At 73.2% G+C, this 18785-nt stretch carries 18 protein-coding genes and 1 pseudogene; 16 read left to right on the top strand and 3 right to left on the bottom strand.

Annotated elements, in window-relative coordinates; genetic code table 11:
- Positions 1-5 precede the first annotated feature (5 nt).
- From M4D82_RS08140 to M4D82_RS08085, 12 genes and pseudogenes are all read left to right on the top strand, one after another.
- Positions 6-644, top strand: a complete 639-nt coding sequence (locus tag M4D82_RS08140; RefSeq protein ID WP_249765394.1) for an NUDIX domain-containing protein — start codon at positions 6-8, stop codon at positions 642-644.
- 158 nt (positions 645-802) lie between these two features.
- Positions 803-2821 carry an AAA family ATPase gene (locus M4D82_RS08135; RefSeq protein WP_249765393.1) on the top strand — a complete coding sequence of 673 codons (2019 nt, stop codon included), beginning with the start codon at positions 803-805 and terminating at the stop codon, positions 2819-2821.
- Between the two features lie 152 nt (positions 2822-2973).
- Positions 2974-4089, top strand: a complete 1116-nt coding sequence (gene ald / locus M4D82_RS08130) for an alanine dehydrogenase (protein WP_249765392.1) — start codon at positions 2974-2976, stop codon at positions 4087-4089.
- Between the two features lie 326 nt (positions 4090-4415).
- Entirely contained in the window at positions 4416-5576 is a 1161-nt protein-coding gene (locus M4D82_RS08125; RefSeq protein WP_249765391.1) for a ParA family protein, read from the top strand.
- Positions 5561-6079 carry a hypothetical protein gene (locus M4D82_RS08120; protein WP_249765390.1) on the top strand — a complete coding sequence of 173 codons (519 nt, stop codon included), beginning with the start codon at positions 5561-5563 and terminating at the stop codon, positions 6077-6079. The genes M4D82_RS08125 and M4D82_RS08120 overlap by 16 nt, the downstream gene beginning before the upstream one ends.
- A 130-nt stretch (positions 6080-6209) precedes the next feature.
- A complete protein-coding gene (locus M4D82_RS08115; RefSeq protein ID WP_502988889.1) occupies positions 6210-7202 on the top strand; it encodes a segregation and condensation protein A in 993 nt (330 codons plus the stop codon).
- A complete protein-coding gene (gene scpB, locus M4D82_RS08110; RefSeq protein WP_249765388.1) occupies positions 7199-7819 on the top strand; it encodes an SMC-Scp complex subunit ScpB in 621 nt (206 codons plus the stop codon). Before M4D82_RS08115 ends, scpB begins: the two co-directional genes overlap by 4 nt.
- Positions 7819-9152: pseudogene (locus M4D82_RS08105) on the top strand (pseudouridine synthase). The gene scpB and the pseudogene M4D82_RS08105 overlap by 1 nt, the downstream one beginning before the upstream one ends.
- Before the next feature lie 121 nt (positions 9153-9273).
- Positions 9274-9885, top strand: a complete 612-nt coding sequence (gene pnuC / locus M4D82_RS08100; protein ID WP_249765387.1) for a nicotinamide riboside transporter PnuC — start codon at positions 9274-9276, stop codon at positions 9883-9885.
- Entirely contained in the window at positions 9882-10979 is a 1098-nt protein-coding gene (locus M4D82_RS08095) for an AAA family ATPase (protein WP_249765386.1), read from the top strand. Before pnuC ends, M4D82_RS08095 begins: the two co-directional genes overlap by 4 nt.
- A complete protein-coding gene (locus M4D82_RS08090) occupies positions 10976-11758 on the top strand; it encodes an NUDIX hydrolase (RefSeq protein ID WP_249765385.1) in 783 nt (260 codons plus the stop codon). Before M4D82_RS08095 ends, M4D82_RS08090 begins: the two co-directional genes overlap by 4 nt.
- Positions 11755-12780, top strand: a complete 1026-nt coding sequence (locus tag M4D82_RS08085) for an ADP-ribosylglycohydrolase family protein (RefSeq protein WP_249765384.1) — start codon at positions 11755-11757, stop codon at positions 12778-12780. The genes M4D82_RS08090 and M4D82_RS08085 overlap by 4 nt, the downstream gene beginning before the upstream one ends.
- A gap of 22 nt (positions 12781-12802) precedes the next feature.
- Here the strand turns inward: M4D82_RS08085 and M4D82_RS08080 are convergent, their stop codons facing one another.
- From M4D82_RS08080 to M4D82_RS08070, 3 genes are all read right to left on the bottom strand, one after another.
- Entirely contained in the window at positions 12803-13483 is a 681-nt protein-coding gene (locus tag M4D82_RS08080; protein ID WP_249765383.1) for a nucleotidyltransferase domain-containing protein, read from the bottom strand.
- A gap of 28 nt (positions 13484-13511) precedes the next feature.
- Complete coding sequence (locus M4D82_RS08075) at positions 13512-13994, bottom strand: Rieske (2Fe-2S) protein (protein ID WP_249765382.1); 483 nt, start codon at positions 13992-13994, stop codon at positions 13512-13514.
- An 82-nt stretch (positions 13995-14076) separates the two neighbouring features.
- Positions 14077-14418 (bottom strand): DUF952 domain-containing protein, encoded by a 342-nt coding sequence (locus M4D82_RS08070; protein WP_249765381.1) that lies wholly within the window; start codon positions 14416-14418, stop codon positions 14077-14079.
- A gap of 194 nt (positions 14419-14612) precedes the next feature.
- Between M4D82_RS08070 and M4D82_RS08065 the strand changes: the two genes are divergently transcribed.
- From M4D82_RS08065 to der, 4 genes are all read left to right on the top strand, one after another.
- Positions 14613-15701, top strand: coding sequence for a prephenate dehydrogenase (locus M4D82_RS08065; RefSeq protein WP_249765380.1), 1089 nt, complete (start codon positions 14613-14615; stop codon positions 15699-15701).
- A gap of 175 nt (positions 15702-15876) precedes the next feature.
- On the top strand, positions 15877-16584 hold the full coding sequence (cmk, locus tag M4D82_RS08060) for a (d)CMP kinase (protein WP_249765379.1): 708 nt from the start codon (positions 15877-15879) through the stop codon (positions 16582-16584).
- A gap of 56 nt (positions 16585-16640) precedes the next feature.
- Complete coding sequence (locus M4D82_RS08055; RefSeq protein WP_502989054.1) at positions 16641-17228, top strand: lysophospholipid acyltransferase family protein; 588 nt, start codon at positions 16641-16643, stop codon at positions 17226-17228.
- Positions 17229-17303: 75 nt separating this feature from the next.
- Positions 17304-18770 (top strand): ribosome biogenesis GTPase Der, encoded by a 1467-nt coding sequence (gene der, locus M4D82_RS08050; protein ID WP_249765377.1) that lies wholly within the window; start codon positions 17304-17306, stop codon positions 18768-18770.
- Positions 18771-18785 lie beyond the last annotated feature (15 nt).

Below are 18785 nucleotides of genomic sequence, written 5' to 3'. Positions count from 1 at the left end.
GGGTCATGGGGATCAGCGATACGTCGGAGTCCTGGGAGACGCTCTCGACCCGGAGGCCGTTCCAGGGCGCCAAGACCGGCGTCGCCTCCGACGAGGTGCGCATGCCGGACGGCTCGGTGGCCCGCCGGGACTACCAGGTGCACCCGGGCTCGGTGTGCGTGGTGGCGCTGGACGAGGAGGCCGGGCGGGTCCTCGTACTGAGCCAGTACCGCCACCCGGTGCGCCGCCGGCTGTGGGAGCTGCCCGCCGGGCTGCTGGACGTACCCGGGGAGAACCCGCTGAACGCGGCGCGGCGCGAGCTGCTGGAGGAGGCGCACGTCACCGCCGCCGACTGGCGGGTGCTGCTCGACTTCTACCCGTCCCCGGGCGGCTCCGACGAGGCGGTACGGGTCTTCGTGGCGCGCGGAGTCTCCGACGCCGAGGGGGAGCGGTACATCGAGTCCGACTCTGAGGAGGCCGACATGGAGCCGGCCTGGGTGCCGCTCGCCGAGCTGGTCGACGGCGCGCTGGCGGGCGAGCTGGGCAACGCGGCGCTGGTCGCGGGCATCCTCGCGCTGTCGGCGGCCCTGTCGCGGGAGGGCGGTCTGGACGCGCTGCGCCCGGCGCTCGCACCCTGGCCGGCGCGCCCGTACGAGGACGCGTAGGCCTCTGGCGAGGCTCGCGCGGGACTCTCGCGGGCTTGTCGGCGGGCTCTCGTAGGGCTGTCGCCGTGCTCTCGCCGGGCTCACGGGTGAAAAGGTGACGATCTGCTGATCCGATCGGGGGATCTGTCCGCCACGCTCCCCACGGGCCGTCGCTCTGCGTGAACTACGCTCGGCAACCCGGAGGCAGGGAGAGGAGCGGATCCGTGACGGATTTCGTCGGGCGGCGGCGTGAGCTCAAGGAGCTGCGCGAGGACATCGCACGGACCGGGCTCGACACACTTTCGGGCCGCAAGGCCAAGGCGCCCCGGGCCCGGGTGCTGCTCATCGCCGGCCGGCCCGGCTCCGGCCGCACCGCCCTCGCCGAGGCACTCGTCCGCGAGGTGGCCGACGAGTACCCCGACGGGCTCGTGCGGGTACGGCTCACCGCCCCGGGCGGCCAGACCCTCCCCACCGACACGGCGGTGCGCACCCTCCTGGAGGGCCTCGGCCGGCCGTCCTCGCCGGGGGCCGGCGAGGACGACCTCAGCGCCACCCTGCGCGAGGCCCTGGCCGGGCGGCGGGTGATCCTCCTCGTCGACGACGCCGCCGACCCCCACCAGGTGGACGCCCTGCTCCCGGACACCCCCGAGTGCCTGGTCGTCGTCACCGCCGAAGGGCCGCTCACCGGGATCCCGGACGTCCGTCCCTGCACCCTCGGCGGACTGGACACCCCCTCCGGCGTCGCCCTGCTCGCCCGGCTCATCGGCGACACCCGCATCACCGTCGACCCCCGCGCCGCCGAGGGCCTCGCCGAGGCCTGCGGCGGACAGCCCGCCGCGCTCGTCCTCGCCGGGGGCTGGCTCGCGGCGCACCCCAAGGCCGCCGTCTCCGACGTGGCCAAGCAGCTCCACGACATGCCGTCGGGCACGGCCGGTCCGCTCGGCCGCGCCTTCCGGCTGGTCTACGAATCCCTGCCGCAGCCGGCCCAGCGCACCCTGCGGCTGCTGCCGCTCGCCCCCGCCGGGGTCCTCGACTCGCACACCGCCTCGGCCCTCGCGGGCTGCTCGGTGGCCGCCGCGCAGTCCACCCTGGAGGACTTCGCCGGACTGGGCCTCGTCCGGCACGCCCACAACGGCATCTTCCTGCTGCCCGGCTGCCTCGCGCCGCTGCTGCGGGGCCTGCTGGAGGTCAAGGAGCGGCCCGCCGAGGTGGAGCTGGCCCGCGCCCGGATGCTGGAGCGGACCGTACGGCTGCTGACCTCCTGCCGGGCCATGGCCGAGACGGACGAGGATCTCGGCGTCGGCGGGCCGGAGAAGCTGGACGGCCTCCCGCGCGCCCTGCGCTTCCCCGACCGGCGGGCCGCCGCCACCTGGCTCGACACCCGGCTGCCCGCGCTGACCGCCGCCGCCACCCTCGCCGTGGCCGACGGCGGGCTGGACACCCTGGCCCGCCGCCTCGTCTCGGGCCTGGTGCGGGCGCTCGCCGCCCACCGCGGCACCGAGGCCGCCGCCCCGGAGCTCTACGGGCTGCACCGGCTCGTCCTCGACGTGGCCGAGCGGCGCCACCTGCACCGCGAGCAGGCCGCCGCCCTGCTGAACCTCGCCGACCTCGACGCCGAGACCGGCCGGACGCAGGAGGCGCTGGAGCGCTACCGGGCCGCGCTGGCCGCCGGGAAGGCCGCGAAGGACCCGTACGCGATCGGCCGCGCGATGGAATCCGTAGGGGGTGCCTACCAGGAGCTGACGGACTGGCCGCGGGCCTCCGACTGGTTCGGTCGGGCGCTGTCCCACGCACTGGCGCGCGGGGAGCGCGCGGACGAGGCCCGGCTCTACGGCCGGCTCGGAAACGTGCACACCTACGCGGGCCGCTACGGGGAGGCGCTGCGCTCCTGGCGCGCCGCCGCCGCGGGCTACCGCAAGCTCGCCGATGTGCCGGGCCAGGCAAAGGCGTTGAGCGAGATGGCCCGGGTCCAGGAGTACGCCGGCCGGCCCGAGGAATCCCTGCACACCTGCCGGGAGGCGATCGAGCTGGCGCGCAGGGCCGGCGACCAGCGTCTTCAGGCCGCCCTCCAGGTCCGGCTGGCCGACACGCTGGACCGGCTGGGAGACCCCGCGGCGGCCAGGCTGCACCGGTCCGCGGCCGACAGATTGCTGGGGGACGACTCCGCAGCCTGCGAAATCCGCAGTAGTTCCGACTGAGATTATTGGTTTGCAAGGCTAGACACGCGTTAATCCTTCATTAAACTGGCTTCACCACGTCATCCCGTGGTGCATCCCGTTGCGCGTACTTGTGGGCGGGTATGTATGGAAGTGCCCCGTAACATCCCCCGAGTCAAGGACCGTGATCGACGATGAAGGTCGGCATCCCCCGCGAGGTCAAGAACAACGAGTTCCGGGTCGCCATCACGCCCGCCGGCGTGCATGAGCTGGTCCGCAACGGCCACCAGGTCTTCATCGAGCAGAACGCCGGTGTCGGCTCCTCGATCACGGACGCCGAGTACGTCGCCGCCGGTGCCGAGATCCTCGGCACCGCCGACGAGGTCTGGGCCACCGCCGACCTTCTGCTGAAGGTCAAGGAGCCCATCGCGGAGGAGTACCACCGCCTCCGCAAGGACCAGACCCTCTTCACCTACCTGCACCTCGCCGCCTCCCGCGAGTGCACGGACGCCCTCCTGGAGTCCGGCACCACCGCGATCGCCTACGAGACGGTCGAGCTCGCCAACCGCGCGCTGCCGCTCCTCGCCCCGATGTCCGAGGTCGCGGGCCGCCTGGCCCCGCAGGTCGGCGCCTACCACCTGATGCGCTCGGCCGGCGGCCGCGGCGTCCTGCCCGGCGGTGTCCCCGGCACCCACGCCGGCGAGTGCGTGGTCATCGGCGGCGGCGTCTCCGGTTGGAACGCCGCGCAGATCGCCATCGGCATGGGCTTCCACGTGACCCTGCTCGACAAGGACATCAACAAGCTCCGCGAGGCCGACAAGATCTTCGGTACGAAGATCAAGACGATCGTCTCCAACGCCTACGAGCTGGAGAAGGCCGTCATCGAGGCCGACCTCGTCATCGGCGCGGTGCTGATTCCGGGTGCGAAGGCCCCGAAGCTGGTCACCAACGAGCTCGTCGCGAAGATGAAGCCCGGAAGTGTCCTTGTCGACATTGCGATCGACCAGGGCGGCTGCTTCGAGGACTCCCGTCCGACCACTCACGCCGAGCCGACCTTCCAGGTCCACAACTCGGTCTTCTACTGCGTCGCCAACATGCCGGGCGCGGTGCCGAACACCTCCACCTACGCGCTCACCAACGCGACCCTGCCCTACATCGTGCAGCTCGCGAACCTCGGTTGGGTCGAGGCGCTGCGTCGCGACCCGGCCCTCGCGCTGGGCCTCAACACCCATGACGGCCAGGTCGTTTACGGTCCGGTCGCCGAGGCCCACGGCCTCCGGACCCTTGAGCTGAGCACGCTGCTCGGCTGACCCGTCAACGATTGACGTCAATCTCACGTATCCGGCCGGACCTTGCCCGCAAGGTCCGGCCGGACGCGTTCGCGCGCCGGTCGCCGACCCCGCTCAACTCGCCTCGAACGTAACCCTTTAACCCTTTCGCACACCCGCGAAACTTCGCGGTGACGGCTCGGACGCCCTTGACAGAGTGGTGTTCGGTTGCCGACACATCGCGGTGGGTCCGGCGGATTGTGTTGCCGCTGGGCGGTGACACGCCATAGAGTCGCCAACCGTCGGCATGGTGCAACGCTGACCTATCGATAAGTGTCCTGGTCACGTCCGAGGAGGTAAGACGACTTGTGAATGAGTCGACATTTGCTCCTGGAGGTGGTCGAGCAGGGACGCCTGAGCGAGGTCAAGGACCCGCCGGGCTCGAAGCCGTCGGCTCCGTCGCAGTCCGCACCTTCGCAAACCACCAGCACATGACGACGCCTCAAAAGAGCATGGACGGCCTAGACGTGAACTCCAGGGCCGGCGACCCGAGCGGCGATGCGCCCACGGGTTTCGCCGACTACGAAAACCTGCCCGAAGGGCACTTCTACGACCCGGACGCGGAGTACGAACCGGACCCCGAGTACGCGGCCACCCTCGCCCCCGACGCTGCCCGTCAGCGCCGTGAGCGGATCGGCCCGACCGGACGCCCGCTGCCGTACTTCCCGATCCCGGGTCCGCTGACCGATCACGGTCCGGCGAAGATCATCGCGATGTGCAACCAGAAGGGCGGCGTCGGCAAGACCACGTCGACCATCAACCTGGGTGCCGCGCTCGCCGAGTACGGGCGCCGCGTGCTGCTCGTCGACTTCGACCCGCAGGGCGCGCTGTCCGTGGGCCTCGGGGTCAACCCGATGGAACTCGACCTGACGGTCTACAACCTGCTCATGGAGCGGGGCATGTCGGCCGACGAGGTGCTGCTCAAGACGGCGGTCCCCAACATGGACCTGCTGCCGAGCAACATCGACCTGTCCGCCGCCGAAGTGCAGTTGGTCAGCGAGGTCGCGCGCGAGTCGACGCTCCAGCGGGCCCTGAAGCCCCTGATGGCCGACTACGACTACATCGTGATCGACTGTCAGCCCTCGCTGGGCCTGCTGACCGTGAACGCCCTGACGGCCGCTCACAAGGTCATCGTCCCGCTGGAATGCGAGTTCTTCGCCCTGCGCGGCGTGGCGCTGCTGACCGAGACGATCGAGAAGGTCCAGGAGCGGCTCAACCCGGAGCTGGAGCTCGACGGCATCCTCGCCACGATGTACGACTCCCGCACGGTGCACAGCCGCGAGGTGCTGGCGCGCGTCGTCGAGGCCTTCGACGACCACGTCTACCACACGGTCATCGGCCGTACGGTGCGCTTCCCGGAGACCACGGTCGCGGGCGAGCCGATCACCACGTACGCCTCCAACTCCGTCGGCGCCGCCGCCTACCGTCAGCTGGCCAGGGAGGTGCTCGCCCGGTGTCCCGCCGAGTGAGTCTGCCCGGAGCCGACGAACTGTTCCGTACGACCGGGGGGATGGCCCTCCAGTCGTCCTCGCCCCGACGGGGCGCCGACGAGGCGCCGACCGGCGGGACGGAGCACGCGGCCGCCCCGGCGGACGGCACGGCCAAGGCCACGGGCGACAGCCGCGGTCGGGAGGCGGGCGAGCCCGGGGTCGGCCCGCAGCGCAGGCCGCAGGAAGGTTCTGCCACCACCCCCGGCGCCGCCGGGCCCTCCGCGCCCCGCTCCGGCAAGGGGCAGGGCCGGGGCGCCAACCGGCGGCCCAGCGGGCGCGAGCGGCACGACGAGAAGATCACGGTCTACGTCTCCGCCGAGGAGCTCATGGACCTGGAGCACGCCCGGCTGGTCCTGCGCGGGGAGCACGGCCTCGCCGTCGACCGCGGCCGGATCGTGCGCGAGGCGGTGGCGGTCGTCCTCGCGGACCTCGAATCCCGCGGCGACGCGAGCATCCTGGTCCGCCGCCTGCGCGGCCGCTGACCGCGCCCGGCTCCCTGATCCCGCCCGAGCCACACGACACCCCCTAGGCTGCACCCCGGGGGTGCCCGCCCGTCGGCGCCCCGCGCGCCCCGGCGGGCGCGCAGCCGCTTCCGCACCACCCTGGACCCCGATGCCCCCGAACGACGACGCAGCTCCCCGCCCGGTCCGCCGGAGCCTGGGGCGCGGGCCCGGAGGGGCCGCGGGGGGCCCCGTAGGCCCGCCGGACGGCGTGGCGGAGATGGAGGGCCCGGGGGCGGTCGGGGCCGCGCAGGAGCCCGTAGAGGCCGCTCCGGAGCCCGTGCCAGGGGCCGAGGAGGCGGCGGGCGGGGACGGGCGGTTCACGCTGCGGCTGGACAACTTCGAGGGCCCCTTCGACCTGCTGCTCCAGCTGATCTCCCGGCACAGGCTCGACGTGACCGAGGTGGCCCTGTCCCGGGTCACCGACGAGTTCATGGCCCACATCCGGGCCATGGGCCCCGACTGGGACCTCGACCAGACCACCGAGTTCCTGGTGGTCGCCGCCACCCTCCTCGACCTGAAGGCCGCCCGGCTGCTGCCCGCCGCCGAGGTCGAGGACGAGGCCGACCTCGCCCTGCTGGAGGCCCGGGACCTGCTCTTCGCCCGGCTCCTCCAGTACCGGGCGTACAAGCAGGTCGCCGCGCTGTTCGAGGCCCGCGCCGAGGACGAGGGCCGGCGCTACCCGCGCACGGTCGGGCTGGAGCCCCTGTACGCCGAGCTGCTGCCCGAGGTGGTGATCAGCCTCGGCGCCGAGGGCTTCGCCCGCCTCGCGGTGCGCGCCATGCAGCCGAAGGCGAAACCGCAGGTGTACGTGGACCACATCCACGCCCCGCTCGTCAGCGTCCGCGAACAGGCCGCACTCGTCGTACGGCTGCTCAAGGCGCGCGGCGAGGCCACGTTCCGGGAGCTGACCGAGGACGCCCCCGACACCCTGACCGTCGTCGCCCGCTTCCTGGCGCTCCTGGAGCTCTACCGCGAGAAGGCGGTGGTCCTGGACCAGGAGGACGCCCTCCAGACGCTGACCGTGCGCTGGAGCGGCGGGGACGGCGACGGGATGCCGAAGGTCACCGACGAGTTCGACCAGGTCGTGGAGGCGAGCGAATGACGACGCGGGAGCTGGACCTGAAGGGCGCGCTGGAGGCCGTCCTGATGGTCGTCGACGAACCGGCGACGGTCGAGCACCTCGCCCAGGTGCTGGAGCGCACCCCGCGCGAGGTCGCCGGGGCCCTGTCCGAACTCGCCGACGAGTACGCCGCCCAGCGCCGCGGTTTCGAGCTGCGGCAGGTCGCCGGGGGCTGGCGTTTCTACACCCGCCCCGAGTACGCGGCGGCCGTCGAGGCGTTCGTCCTGGACGGCCGGCAGGCGCGGCTCACCCAGGCGGCGCTGGAGACCCTGGCGGTCGTCGCGTACCGCCAGCCGGTGAGTCGTTCGCGGGTCTCGGCGGTGCGCGGCGTCAACTGCGACGGGGTCATGCGGACCCTCCTCCAGCGGGGTCTGGTGACCGAGGCGGGCACGGAACCCGAAACAGGTGCGATCCTGTACAGGACGACGAACTACTTTCTGGAGCGGATGGGCCTGCGCGGCCTGGACGAGCTCCCGGAGCTCGCGCCCTTCCTCCCCGAGGCGGACGCGATCGAAGCCGAGACGCAAGAAGGTGTGCCGTCGTTCGATCCGGACTCACCGGACACTGACGTAGACGACGACAAGACGACGGAACTTTGATGCGAAGCAGCGGCAACGGCAACGGCGGCGGCAACAGGAACAGCGGCGGCGGTGGCGGCGCGCGGGGCAACTCGCGCGGCTCCTCCTCCGGCGGCGGTGGCTACCGCGGTGGCGGCTCCGGCGGCTCGGGCGGCTCCGGCGGTGGTTTCCGCAGTGGCGGCAGCGGCTCCGGCGGCTCCCGGGGCTCCGGCGGCTCCCGCAGCGGTGGCTACCAGGGCGGAGGCGGCTACCAGGGCGGTGGCGGCGGCTACCAGGGTGGCGGCTCCGACTCGCGTGACCGCGACCGTGACCGGCCGGCCCCCCGCATCCGCAACCCCCGTCCCGAGGAGCGCCGCTACGACGTCGGCCCCGAGGGCGAGCGCAGCGGCCGCAGCGGCCCGAAGGCGGCGGCGGCGGTGCCCGCGGCGCGGCCGCGCGCGGTGGCGCCAAGGGCGGCCCCAAGACCTCCAGGACGCCCGGCATCGGCGGGGCCGGCGGCCCGCGCCGCGGTCCCGGCAGCCGCAGCGGCCAGTCCAAGCCGCGCGAGCTGGAGGCGCGGATCGAGGAGCGCGTGCGCGACCGGTACGCCGACAAGCCCGTGATCAAGACCCCGAAGACCTTCCCGGGCGCCGAGGAGGAGGGCGAGCGCCTGCAGAAGGTGCTGGCCCGTGCCGGCATGGGTTCGCGCCGCGCGTGCGAGGAGCTCATCGAGCAGGCCCGTGTCGAGGTCAACGGCGAGATCGTGCTGGAGCAGGGCAAGCGCGTCCTGCCGAAGGACGAGATCAAGGTGGACGGTCTGACCGTCGCCACCCAGTCGTACCTGTTCTTCGCGCTGAACAAGCCGGCCGGCGTCGTCTCCACCATGGAGGACCCGGACGGCCGCCAGTGCCTGGGCGACTACGTCACCAACCGTGAGACCCGCCTCTTCCACGTCGGCCGGCTCGACACCGAGACCGAGGGCATCATCCTCCTCACCAACCACGGTGAGCTGGCCCACCGCCTCACGCACCCGAAGTACGGCGTGAAGAAGACCTACGTCGCCGCGATCACCGGCCCGCTGCCGCGCGACATCGGCAAGCGGCTCAAGGACGGCATCGAGCTGGAGGACGGGTACGCCCGCGCCGACCACTTCCGCGTCGTCGACCAGGTCGGCAAGAACTACCTGGTCGAGGTGACCCTCCACGAGGGCCGCAAGCACATCGTCCGCCGCATGCTGGCGGAGGCCGGCTTCCCCGTCGAGAAGCTGGTGCGGACCTCCTTCGGTCCCATCGAGCTCGGTGACCAGAAGTCCGGCTGGCTGCGCCGCCTGACCAACACCGAGGTCGGCATGCTCATGCGCGAGGTCGGTCTGTAGTCCTCGACAGTCCTCGACCGCTCCCTCGAAAGCCCGCGACGCCCCGGCGTCGCGGGCTTTTCCCTTGTCGGGAACTCCGATCCCTGTTTATAGTCAGGGTGACTATTAAGGGGAGGCCCGCATGGGGTGGAGTACGAGCTGGACCGAGATCCTCGGGTTCGCCACGGGAGCCGTGTGCGTCTGGCTGGTCGCCCGACAGCACATCGCGAACTGGCCGGTCGGCATCGCCAACAACGTCTTCTTCATCGTGCTGTTCACCCAGGCCGGCCTCTACGCCGACGCCGGCCTCCAGATCGTCTTCATCGCCCTCGCCGCGTACGGCTGGTGGTCCTGGACCCACGGGGGTGGACCGGGAACCGCCACCGCCCTGCCCGTGCGCCGCACCACGCGCACCGAATGGGCCTGGCTGCTCGTGGCGGGGGCGGTGGGGATCGCCGCCCTGACCCTCCTGCTGGACCGGGTCAGCGACTCCACCGTCCCCTTCTGGGACGCGCTCACCACCGGGCTCTCCCTGATGGCCACCTACGGGCAGTGCCGCAAGCGCCTGGAGTCCTGGTGGCTGTGGATCGCCGCCGACCTCGTCTACATCCCCCTGTACGCCTCCAAGGGGCTCTACCTCACCGCCGTCCTCTACGTCGGCTTCCTCGCCCTGTGCGTGGCCGGCCTGATCGGCTGGCGGCGTACGCTCCCGGCCGCGCGGGCCGCCGTCTCCGCCCCGGCGGTGACGGCGTGAGCGCGGGCGGGAACGGCCGGCGCTACGGCCACGGGCTGGTGCTGGGCAAGTTCTACCCGCCGCACGCCGGGCACCACCACCTGGTGCGCACCGCCCAGGACCAGTGCGAACGGCTGACCGTGCTGGTGTGCGCGGCGTCGGTGGAGTCCGTCCCGCTCGCCGACCGGGTCGCCTGGATGCGCGAGGAACACCCGGGGGCGCGGGTGGTCGGCGCGGTCGACGACATCCCCGTGGACCTCCACGACCCGGCGATCTGGGAAGCCCACATGGAGATCTTCAAGGCGGCGGTGGGCCGGCGCGTCGACGCCGTCTTCACCTCCGAGGAGTACGGCGGCGAACTCGCGCGGCGCTTCGGCGCCGAGGAGGTCTGCGTGGACCGCGCCCGGACCCTGTTCCCCGTCTCGGGGACGGCCGTCCGGGCGGACCCGGTCGCCGCCTGGGAGTTCCTGGGGCCCGCCGTACGGGCCGCGCTGACCCGCCGGGTCGTCGTACTCGGCGCCGAGTCCACCGGCACCACGACGCTGTCGCGCGACCTGGCCGCCCACTACCGGCGGCGCGGCGGGGTGTGGGCGAAGACCGGCTGGGTCGCCGAGTACGGGCGCGAGTACAGCGAGGAGAAGCTCGCGGCGGCCCGCGCGGCCGACCCGGCGGCCTCCTGGAGCGACGTCGCCTTCACCTCCCGGGAGTTCCCCCTGATCGCCCGCCGCCAGGACGCGGCGGAAGGGGCGGCGGCCCGGCTGGGCTCGCCCGTGCTGTTCTGCGACACCGACTCCTTCGCGACCGGCATCTGGCACGAGCGCTACCTCGGCACCCGCAACCGCGAGGTCGAGAGGATCGCCGAGCGCACCCACCGGGACCTGTACCTGCTGACCGACGACGCCGACGTCCCCTTCGAGGACGACGGACTGCGGAGCCGGCCGCAGCTCAGACCGTGGATGACCGCCCGGTTCCGCGACCGGCTCACCCACACCGGCCGACGGTTCCTCGTGATGAGCGGCGACCGGCGGGCCCGGCTGGAATCGGCCGTCGCGGCCGTCGACGCGCTCCTCGCCGAGGGCTGGCACTTCGCCGCCCCGCTGCCGGAGCGCCGATGAACGGGGTGCCGATGAGCGGGGCGCCCGCGAGCGGGCCACCGCCGGGCTACGACCCGCACGCCTTCGTACCGTTCGCGGTGACCGTCGACCTCGCCGTCCTCACCGTCCGCGCGGGCGCCCTGCACGTCCTGCTGATCCGGCGCGGGCAGGACCCGTACGCCGGTGCCTGGGCGCTGCCCGGCGGCTTCGTCCTGCCCCGGGAATCGGCCGAGACCGCCGCCCGCCGCGAACTGGCCGAGGAGACGGGCTTGGCGCCGGAACTCGTCGCCGCCCTGCACCTGGAACAGCTGCGGACCTACAGCGAACCGGACCGCGACCCCCGGATGCGGGTGGTCTCCGTGGCCTTCGCCGCGCTCGTCCCCGACCTGCCCGAGCCCGCCCGCGAGGGCGGAGGCGACGCCGACGGGGCCCGGTGGGTGCCCGTCGCCGAGACCGGGCCGTTGGCCTTCGACCACGCCACGATCCTCGCCGACGCCCGCCGACGGGTCGGCGCCAAGCTGGAGTACACCTGCCTGGCCACCGCCTTCTGCCCGCCCGAGTTCACCCTCGGCGAGCTCCGGGCCGTCTACGAGACCGTCTGGGACACCGCCCTGGACCGCCCCAACTTCCGCCGCAAGGTCCTCGCCACCCCCGGCTTCGTCGAAGCCGTCCCCGGCGCCGCCCGCCTCACCGGCGGCCGGGGCAAACCCGCCGCGCTCTACCGGGCCGGGCCCGCGACCACCCTGCACCCGCCCCTGCTCCGCCCCACGCTCCGCCCCACGGAAGGACCCACGACATGACCACGACCGCCAAGCGTGCGGCGACCGGCGCCCTGATCGGCCTGGCCCTGGGCGACGCCCTCGGCTTCCCGACCGAGTTCAACGACGTCCCGACCATCCTCGCCAAGACCGGGCCCTGGCGGGAGATGGGGCTGCCCCGGCCGGCGCTCGTCACCGACGACACCCAGATGACCCTCGCCCTCGCCCGCGGCATACGCACCGCCGGCGACCGGGGCCCGATCGCCCCGCTGCGCCTGACCCGCCCGGTCCGCGAGGAGTTCGTCGACTGGTACCACTCCCCGGAGAACAACCGCGCCCCCGGCAACACCTGCCTGCTCGCCTGCTCCCTGCTCGACCGGCCGGAGCGGGACTGGCGCGACGCCAGCCAGATCGGCTCCAAGGGCTGCGGCGCCAACATGCGCGTCGTCCCCGTCGGTCTGGTCCCCGGCTGGAGCGACGAGGAACGGGCCGGCGCCGCCCAACTCCAGTCGGCCCTGACCCACGGCCACCCCACCGCGCTCGCCGCCTCCGACCTCACCGCGCGCGCCGTCCACCTGCTGGCCCGGGGCATCGAGGTGACGGGCCTGGTCGGGCTGCTGCGCTCGTACGCCCTGGAGAACCGCACCCGCTACCACGAGCGCTGGCTCGGCGACCTCTGGCAGCGCACCGCCTCCGACGCCACCCCGGAATCCTTCATGGCCCGCGGCTGGGACGAATGCCTGGGCGCCCTGGACCGGCTCGCCGCCGCCCTGCGCGCCCCCTCACCGGAGACCGACCCCTGCCTGACCACCGGCGCGGGCTGGATCGCCGAGGAGGCTCTGGCCACCGCCCTCCAGTGCTTCCTGCTCTTCCCCGACGAGCCCCTGCTCGCCCTGCGCCGAGCGGCCTGCACCTCCGGGGACTCCGACTCGATCGCCTGCCTGGCCGGCGCCTTCGCGGGCGCCCACCTCGGCGCCGACGTCTGGCCCCGCGACTGGGAGGGCCGCATCGAGTACCGCGAGGAACTCCTCGCCTTCGGCGCCCTTTGGGACGCCGCCTCCTGACCCCGTACGGGTCCGGCGCCGCTCAGTGGGCCGAGGCGCGGCGGATGCGGCCGAGGAAGTCCTCGACGCGGGCCCGGTCCGGCTCCTCGGGCAGGGGGGTGGCGGCGAGAGCGGCGTCCGACTCCTCGGTGAGCCGGGTCATCCAGCCGTCGACCTCGTCCCACGTCAGCTCGCCGCGCTTGACCGCGAGGAGACGCTCGCGGTCGGGGCCCGCCTCGATCGTCAGGCGGCCCGTGCGCAGCAGGTCCCGGCAGGAGCGCAGGAGGCGCAGCAGGTGCATGGCGTGCTTCCAGCGCGGGGCGCCGTACAGGCGGACGTCCGCGAGGAGTTTGCCGTGCTGGGAGGCGGCGTAGCGGCTGAAGCTGACGTGCGCCCGGCGGGAGAGGAACGCCTCGCGCAGCGACAGCAGTTCCTCGCCCACCGGCGTGAGCTGTTCGACCAGGGGGGAGTGCAGGCACTCCAGGATGTTCGGGTTGGCGCGCAGGGCCAGCTCGCAGAAGCGCTCCAGCTCCCAGGAGAACTCCTCGTCCCGGGGCCCCTCCACGTGCGTCGGCGGCTTCTCGAAGCGCCAGAAGAGGGGGGTGGGGGCGACGAAGACACCGCGCCGGTCGGTGTCGCTCGCCTCCGTCGCCAGGCCGAAGGCGCGGGAGCCCATCACGCAGGAGTAGATCGTGTGGTCCCGTACCAGGGTGAGGTCGTCCATCCGGGGAGCCTAGGGGCGCGCTCCTGGGTCAGGCGAGCGAAATAGCGCCGTCGGCGGCCACCGTGATCTTCTGCTCGGGGAGCGGGCGGGTCGCCGGGCCCTTGGCCACGGCTCCGTCGGCCACCTTGAACCTGCTGTTGTGGCAGGGGCAGTCGATGGTGCCGTCCGCGACCTTGTCCACCAGGCACCCCTGGTGGGTGCAGACCGCGCTGAAGCAGCGGAACGAGCCGGCCGTCGGCTGCGTCACCACCAGCTTCTGGTCCTTGAGGACCACCCCGCCGCCGACCGGCACGGCCGACGCCTTCACGAGCGCCTTCTCCGCCCCGGCGGGAGAGCCGGCGGAGGGCGCGGCGGACGGGGTCGTGACGTTGCCCGGCTCGGTCGCGGGCTTCTCCCCGCCCCCGCCGCCACAGGCGGCGAGCGTGCCGCCGGCCAGGGCCGCCGCCCCCACCGCCAGTACGGTGCGCCGGGCGGTGGGCGTGGGTTCGCTCATACGGGTCGACTCGGTCATGGAAGGCTCCTTGCCTGTTCGCCAGGATGGCGAGGAGCATCCTGGCGTGCGGCGGGCCCCGGGTGAAGCCCGCCACACCGATTCACCCCGCCACGGGCCAGGGAGTCAGGTCCACCGGCCCGCCGGGAGTGCGTACGACCTCCCACACGCGCACCACGGCGTCCCGGTTCAACGGCCCGTACACGTGCGGGTAGCGGCCGTCCGACCCCTCCGCGCGGCGGACCTCCGCCGTCAGGGCGCTCTCGTCCAGCTCCACGGCGAGCAGGGTGCCCGGCGTCCCGCGGTAGTGGGCCTCCACGACGGCGAGCGCGGTCGCCCGGTCCGCCGAGCAGTGCGTGAACCCCTCGGAGGCGAGCGAGGAGGGGGCGTACGCACGCTCGGGCGCGGCGATCCAGTCGGTGAGCGGGACGATGTGGAAGATCATGCCGCCGTTCTACCGCAGGGGGCGCGGGGGCACGTGCGCCAGGTGGCGGCATGTCCTGATCCGGGTGACGTTGTCCGTGTCCCGAAGCCGGGTACGCCGCCGCGCGCGCGACCCGGCCCACGTTCTGATCATCCCGCCCGCGGTGGCTACCCTGAGTCAGGCCCTGCCGTCACGCGATCACCCTGGAGCGCCCCGTGAGAACCGCCGTCGTCATCGGAACCGGACTGATCGGCACCTCCGCGGCGCTCGCCCTGACCGCCCGCGGCATCACCGTCCACCTCCAGGACCACGACGAGGCGCAGGCCCGCACGGCCGCCTCCCTCGGCGCCGGGACCGACACCGCCCCGGAAGCCAAGGTCGACCTCGCCATCGTGGCCGTACCGCCCGCCCACGTCGCCGCCACCCTGGCCGCAGCGATCGGCCGGGACACGGCACGGGCGTACGTGGACGTCGCCAGCGTCAAGGGCGGACCCCGGCGGGAGCTCGCGGCGCTGGGCGCGGACACCTCCGCGTACATCGGCACGCACCCCATGGCCGGCAAGGAGCGGTCCGGCCCGCTCGCCGCGACGGCGGACCTCTTCGAGGGCCGCCCCTGGGTGCTGACGCCGACCCGCGAGACCGACCACGAGGTGCTGAACCTGGCGCTGGAGCTGGTGGCCCTGTGCCGCGCCGTCCCCGTGGTGATGGACGCCGACGCGCACGACCGGGCCGTGGCCCTCGTCTCCCACACCCCACAACTCGTGTCGAGCATGGTGGCGGCCCGCCTGGAGGAGGCCGACGAGACCGCGGTGCGGCTGTGCGGTCAGGGCATCCGGGACGTGACGCGGATCGCGGCGTCGGACCCGCGGATGTGGGTGGAGATCCTCTCCGCGAACCCGGGCCCCGTCGCCGACGTGCTGGCCGGGATCGCCGCCGATCTGGAGGAGACCGTGGAGGCCCTGCGCGGGCTGCAGTCCGCGGACGAGGCGAAGCGGCGCGGCGGGGCGGCCGGCATCGAGGACGTGCTGAAGCGGGGCAACGCGGGGCGGGTCCGGGTCCCCGGCAAGCACGGTGCGGCGCCCATGGCGTACGAGACGGTCGGGGTGTTCATCAGCGACAAGCCGGGCGAGCTGGCGCGGATCTTCGCCGACGCCGGACGGGCCGGGGTCAACATCGAGGACGTGCGGATCGAGCACGCGACGGGCCAGCAGGCGGGTCTGGTGCAGCTGATGGTGGAGCCCCGGGCGGTGGCGGCCCTGGAGGCCGAGCTGCGCGAGCGGGGCTGGGCCCTGCGCCAGCCGTAGCGACCCCGCCACGTCCGCAGGCCCGGGTGGCCGGACCGCTCGGTCGGCCGGTCCGGGCCGGTCCGGTGGGCGGGACCGACGGGCGGGACGGGGAGTGGCCCGGGGCCGGTAACCTGGGGAGGGGCGCTTTTGGCGCGCCCGGACACGTACGTGCAACCAGGAAGGTGCCCGCACCGTGGAAACCGCAGCTCCGTCCGCCGTGATCGTCGCCATCGACGGTCCCTCCGGCACGGGCAAGTCCAGCACCTCCAAGGCCGTGGCCGCCAAGCTCGGGCTGCGATACCTGGACACCGGTGCCCAGTACCGGGCCATCACCTGGTGGATGATCACCAACGGCGTCGACACCGACGACCCGCAGGCCATCGCCCTCGCCGCCGGCAAGCCGGCCATCGTCTCCGGCACGAATCCGGCCGCGCCCACGATCACCGTGGACGGCCTGGACGCCTCCGGCCCGATCCGCACCCAGGAGGTCACCTCCAAGGTCAGCGCCGTCAGCGCCGTCCCCGAGGTGCGCACCCTGATCACCGAGCTCCAGCGCTCCATCGCCGCCGAGGCGGCCGAGGAGGCGGACGGCATCGTGGTCGAGGGCCGGGACATCGGTACGACCGTCCTGCCGGACGCCGACCTCAAGATCTTCCTCACCGCCTCCGCCGAGGCCCGCGCCGCCCGCCGCAACGGCGAGCTGCGCGGCAAGGCGGCCGCCGACCTCGCGGCCACCAAGGAGGCGCTGATCAAGCGCGACGCCGCCGACTCCGGCCGCAAGACCTCCCCCCTGGCCAAGGCCGCCGACGCGATCGAGGTCGACACCACCGACCTCACGCTCGACCAGGTGATCGAGTGTGTGGTCACCCTGGTCGAAGAGAAGCGGGCGGGGCGCAAGTGAGCGAAACGCCCTCCCTGAAGGGTGCGGCGGTCGGAAGACGCATCGGCATCGGCCTCATGTACGGCCTGTGGAAGCCGCGCGTGCTGGGCGCCTGGAAGGTGCCCGCCTCCGGCCCCGTCATACTGGCGGTGAACCACGCGCACAACATCGACGGCCCCATGGTCATGGGCACCGCGCCGCGCCCGCTGCACTTCCTGATCAAGAAGGAGGCCTACGTCGGCCCCCTCGGCCCCTTCCTGCACGGGATCGGGCAGGTCAAGGTCGACCGGACGGGCACCGACCGGACGGCGATCACCCGCGCGCTCGCGGTGCTCGAACAGGGCGGCGCCCTGGGGATCTTCCCCGAGGGCACCCGCGGCGACGGGGACTTCGCCTCCCTGCGCGCCGGGCTCGCCTACTTCGCGGTCCGCAGCGGCGCCCCCATCGTGCCGGTGGCCGTCCTCGGCAGCACCGACGCGAAGGGCCGCCTCGTCAAGGGGCTGCCCCCGCTGCGCGGCCGCGTGGACGTCGTCTTCGGCTCCGCCTTCGACGCCGGGGACGGCACGGGGCGCCGTACGCGCACCGCGCTGGACTCCGCCACCGCACGCGTCCAGGACCGGCTGACCGCCCACCTGGCCGACGCCAAGCGGCTCACCGGCCGCTGAGCGAGACTTGACCCAGTAGTGGAACCGCGCTGCGCGGGTGCCACCGATCACCACGAACGACGAGGAACGGACTTCATGAACGACCAGCACGACCACGGAGCACTTGGCGACGCCGAGTACGCGGAGTTCATGGAGCTCGCCGCGGAGGAAGGCTTCGACCTCGATGAGGTCGAGGGCGCGATCGAGGAGGCGAGCGCGGGCCCGCTGCCGGTGCTCGCCGTCGTCGGTCGCCCCAACGTCGGCAAGTCGACCCTGGTGAACCGCATCATCGGCCGCCGCGAGGCCGTCGTGGAGGACAAGCCGGGCGTCACCCGCGACCGCGTCACCTACGAGGCCGAGTGGGCCGGCCGCCGCTTCAAGGTCGTCGACACCGGCGGCTGGGAGCAGGACGTCCTCGGCATCGACGCGTCCGTCGCCGCCCAGGCCGAGTACGCCATCGAGGCCGCCGACGCGGTCGTCTTCGTCGTCGACGCCAAGGTCGGCGCCACCGACACCGACGAGGCCGTCGTCAGGCTGCTGCGCCGCGCCGGCAAGCCCGTCGTCCTGTGCGCCAACAAGGTCGACGGCCAGAGCGGCGAGGCCGACGCGGCCTCCCTGTGGTCCCTGGGCCTCGGCCAGCCGCACCCCGTCTCCTCCCTGCACGGCCGCGGTACGGGCGACATGCTCGACGCCGTCCTGGAGGCCCTGCCGGAGGCCCCCGAGCAGACCTTCGGCTCGGGCACCGGCATCGGCGGCCCGCGCCGCATCGCGCTGATCGGCCGCCCGAACGTCGGCAAGTCCTCGCTGCTGAACAAGGTCGCGCGCGAGGACCGCGTCGTCGTCAACGAGCTGGCCGGCACCACCCGCGACCCGGTCGACGAGCTGATCGAGCTCGGCGGCGTCACCTGGAAGTTCGTCGACACCGCCGGCATCCGCAAGAAGGTGCACCTCCAGCAGGGCGCCGACTACTACGCCTCGCTGCGTACCGCCGCCGCCGTGGAGAAGGCGGAGGTCGCGGTCATCCTGATCGACACGACCGAGAGCATCTCCGTCCAGGACCAGCGCATCATCACCATGGCCGTCGAGGCCGGCCGCGCGATCGTGATCGCCTACAACAAGTGGGACGAGCTCGACGAGGAGCGCCGCTACTACCTCGAACGCGAGATCGAGACCGAGATGCAGCAGGTCGCGTGGGCGCCCCGCGTCAACGTCTCGGCGAAGACCGGCCGCCACATGGAGAAGCTCGTCCCGGCGATCGAGACCGCCCTCGCCGGCTGGGAGACGCGCGTCCCGACCGGTCGGCTGAACGCCTTCCTCGGTGAGGTCGTCGCCGCCCACCCGCACCCGATCCGCGGCGGCAAGCAGCCCCGCATCCTGTTCGGTACCCAGGCGGGGAGCAAGCCGCCGCGGTTCGTCCTCTTCGCCTCCGGCTTCCTGGAGCACGGCTACCGTCGCTTCATCGAGCGCCGCCTGCGCGAGGAGTTCGGCTTCGAGGGCACCCCGCTCCACATCTCGGTGCGGGTGCGCGAGAAGCGCGGCGCGCAGTACAAGAAGAAGAAGTAGCGGGACGGGTCCGGG

The sequence above is a fragment of the Streptomyces sp. RerS4 genome, from assembly GCF_023515955.1.
Classification (GTDB): Bacteria; Actinomycetota; Actinomycetes; order Streptomycetales; family Streptomycetaceae; genus Streptomyces.
This window is presented reverse-complemented; position numbering and strand designations above follow the sequence as displayed.

Excerpts from the sequence above, each read along its gene's own strand:
- M4D82_RS08140 (WP_249765394.1), top strand. The coding sequence starts at position 6 with ATGGGGATCAGCGATACGTCGGAGTCCTGGGAGACGCTCTCGACCCGG.
- ald (WP_249765392.1), top strand. The coding sequence starts at position 2,974 with ATGAAGGTCGGCATCCCCCGCGAGGTCAAGAACAACGAGTTCCGGGTC.
- M4D82_RS08115 (WP_502988889.1), top strand. The coding sequence starts at position 6,210 with ATGCCCCCGAACGACGACGCAGCTCCCCGCCCGGTCCGCCGGAGCCTG.
- scpB (WP_249765388.1), top strand. The coding sequence starts at position 7,199 with ATGACGACGCGGGAGCTGGACCTGAAGGGCGCGCTGGAGGCCGTCCTG.
- pnuC (WP_249765387.1), top strand. The coding sequence starts at position 9,274 with ATGGGGTGGAGTACGAGCTGGACCGAGATCCTCGGGTTCGCCACGGGA.
- M4D82_RS08090 (WP_249765385.1), top strand. The coding sequence starts at position 10,976 with ATGAACGGGGTGCCGATGAGCGGGGCGCCCGCGAGCGGGCCACCGCCG.
- M4D82_RS08085 (WP_249765384.1), top strand. The coding sequence starts at position 11,755 with ATGACCACGACCGCCAAGCGTGCGGCGACCGGCGCCCTGATCGGCCTG.
- M4D82_RS08080 (WP_249765383.1), bottom strand. The coding sequence starts at position 13,483 with ATGGACGACCTCACCCTGGTACGGGACCACACGATCTACTCCTGCGTG.
- M4D82_RS08075 (WP_249765382.1), bottom strand. The coding sequence starts at position 13,994 with ATGACCGAGTCGACCCGTATGAGCGAACCCACGCCCACCGCCCGGCGC.
- M4D82_RS08070 (WP_249765381.1), bottom strand. The coding sequence starts at position 14,418 with ATGATCTTCCACATCGTCCCGCTCACCGACTGGATCGCCGCGCCCGAG.
- M4D82_RS08055 (WP_502989054.1), top strand. The coding sequence starts at position 16,641 with ATGTACGGCCTGTGGAAGCCGCGCGTGCTGGGCGCCTGGAAGGTGCCC.
- der (WP_249765377.1), top strand. The coding sequence starts at position 17,304 with ATGAACGACCAGCACGACCACGGAGCACTTGGCGACGCCGAGTACGCG.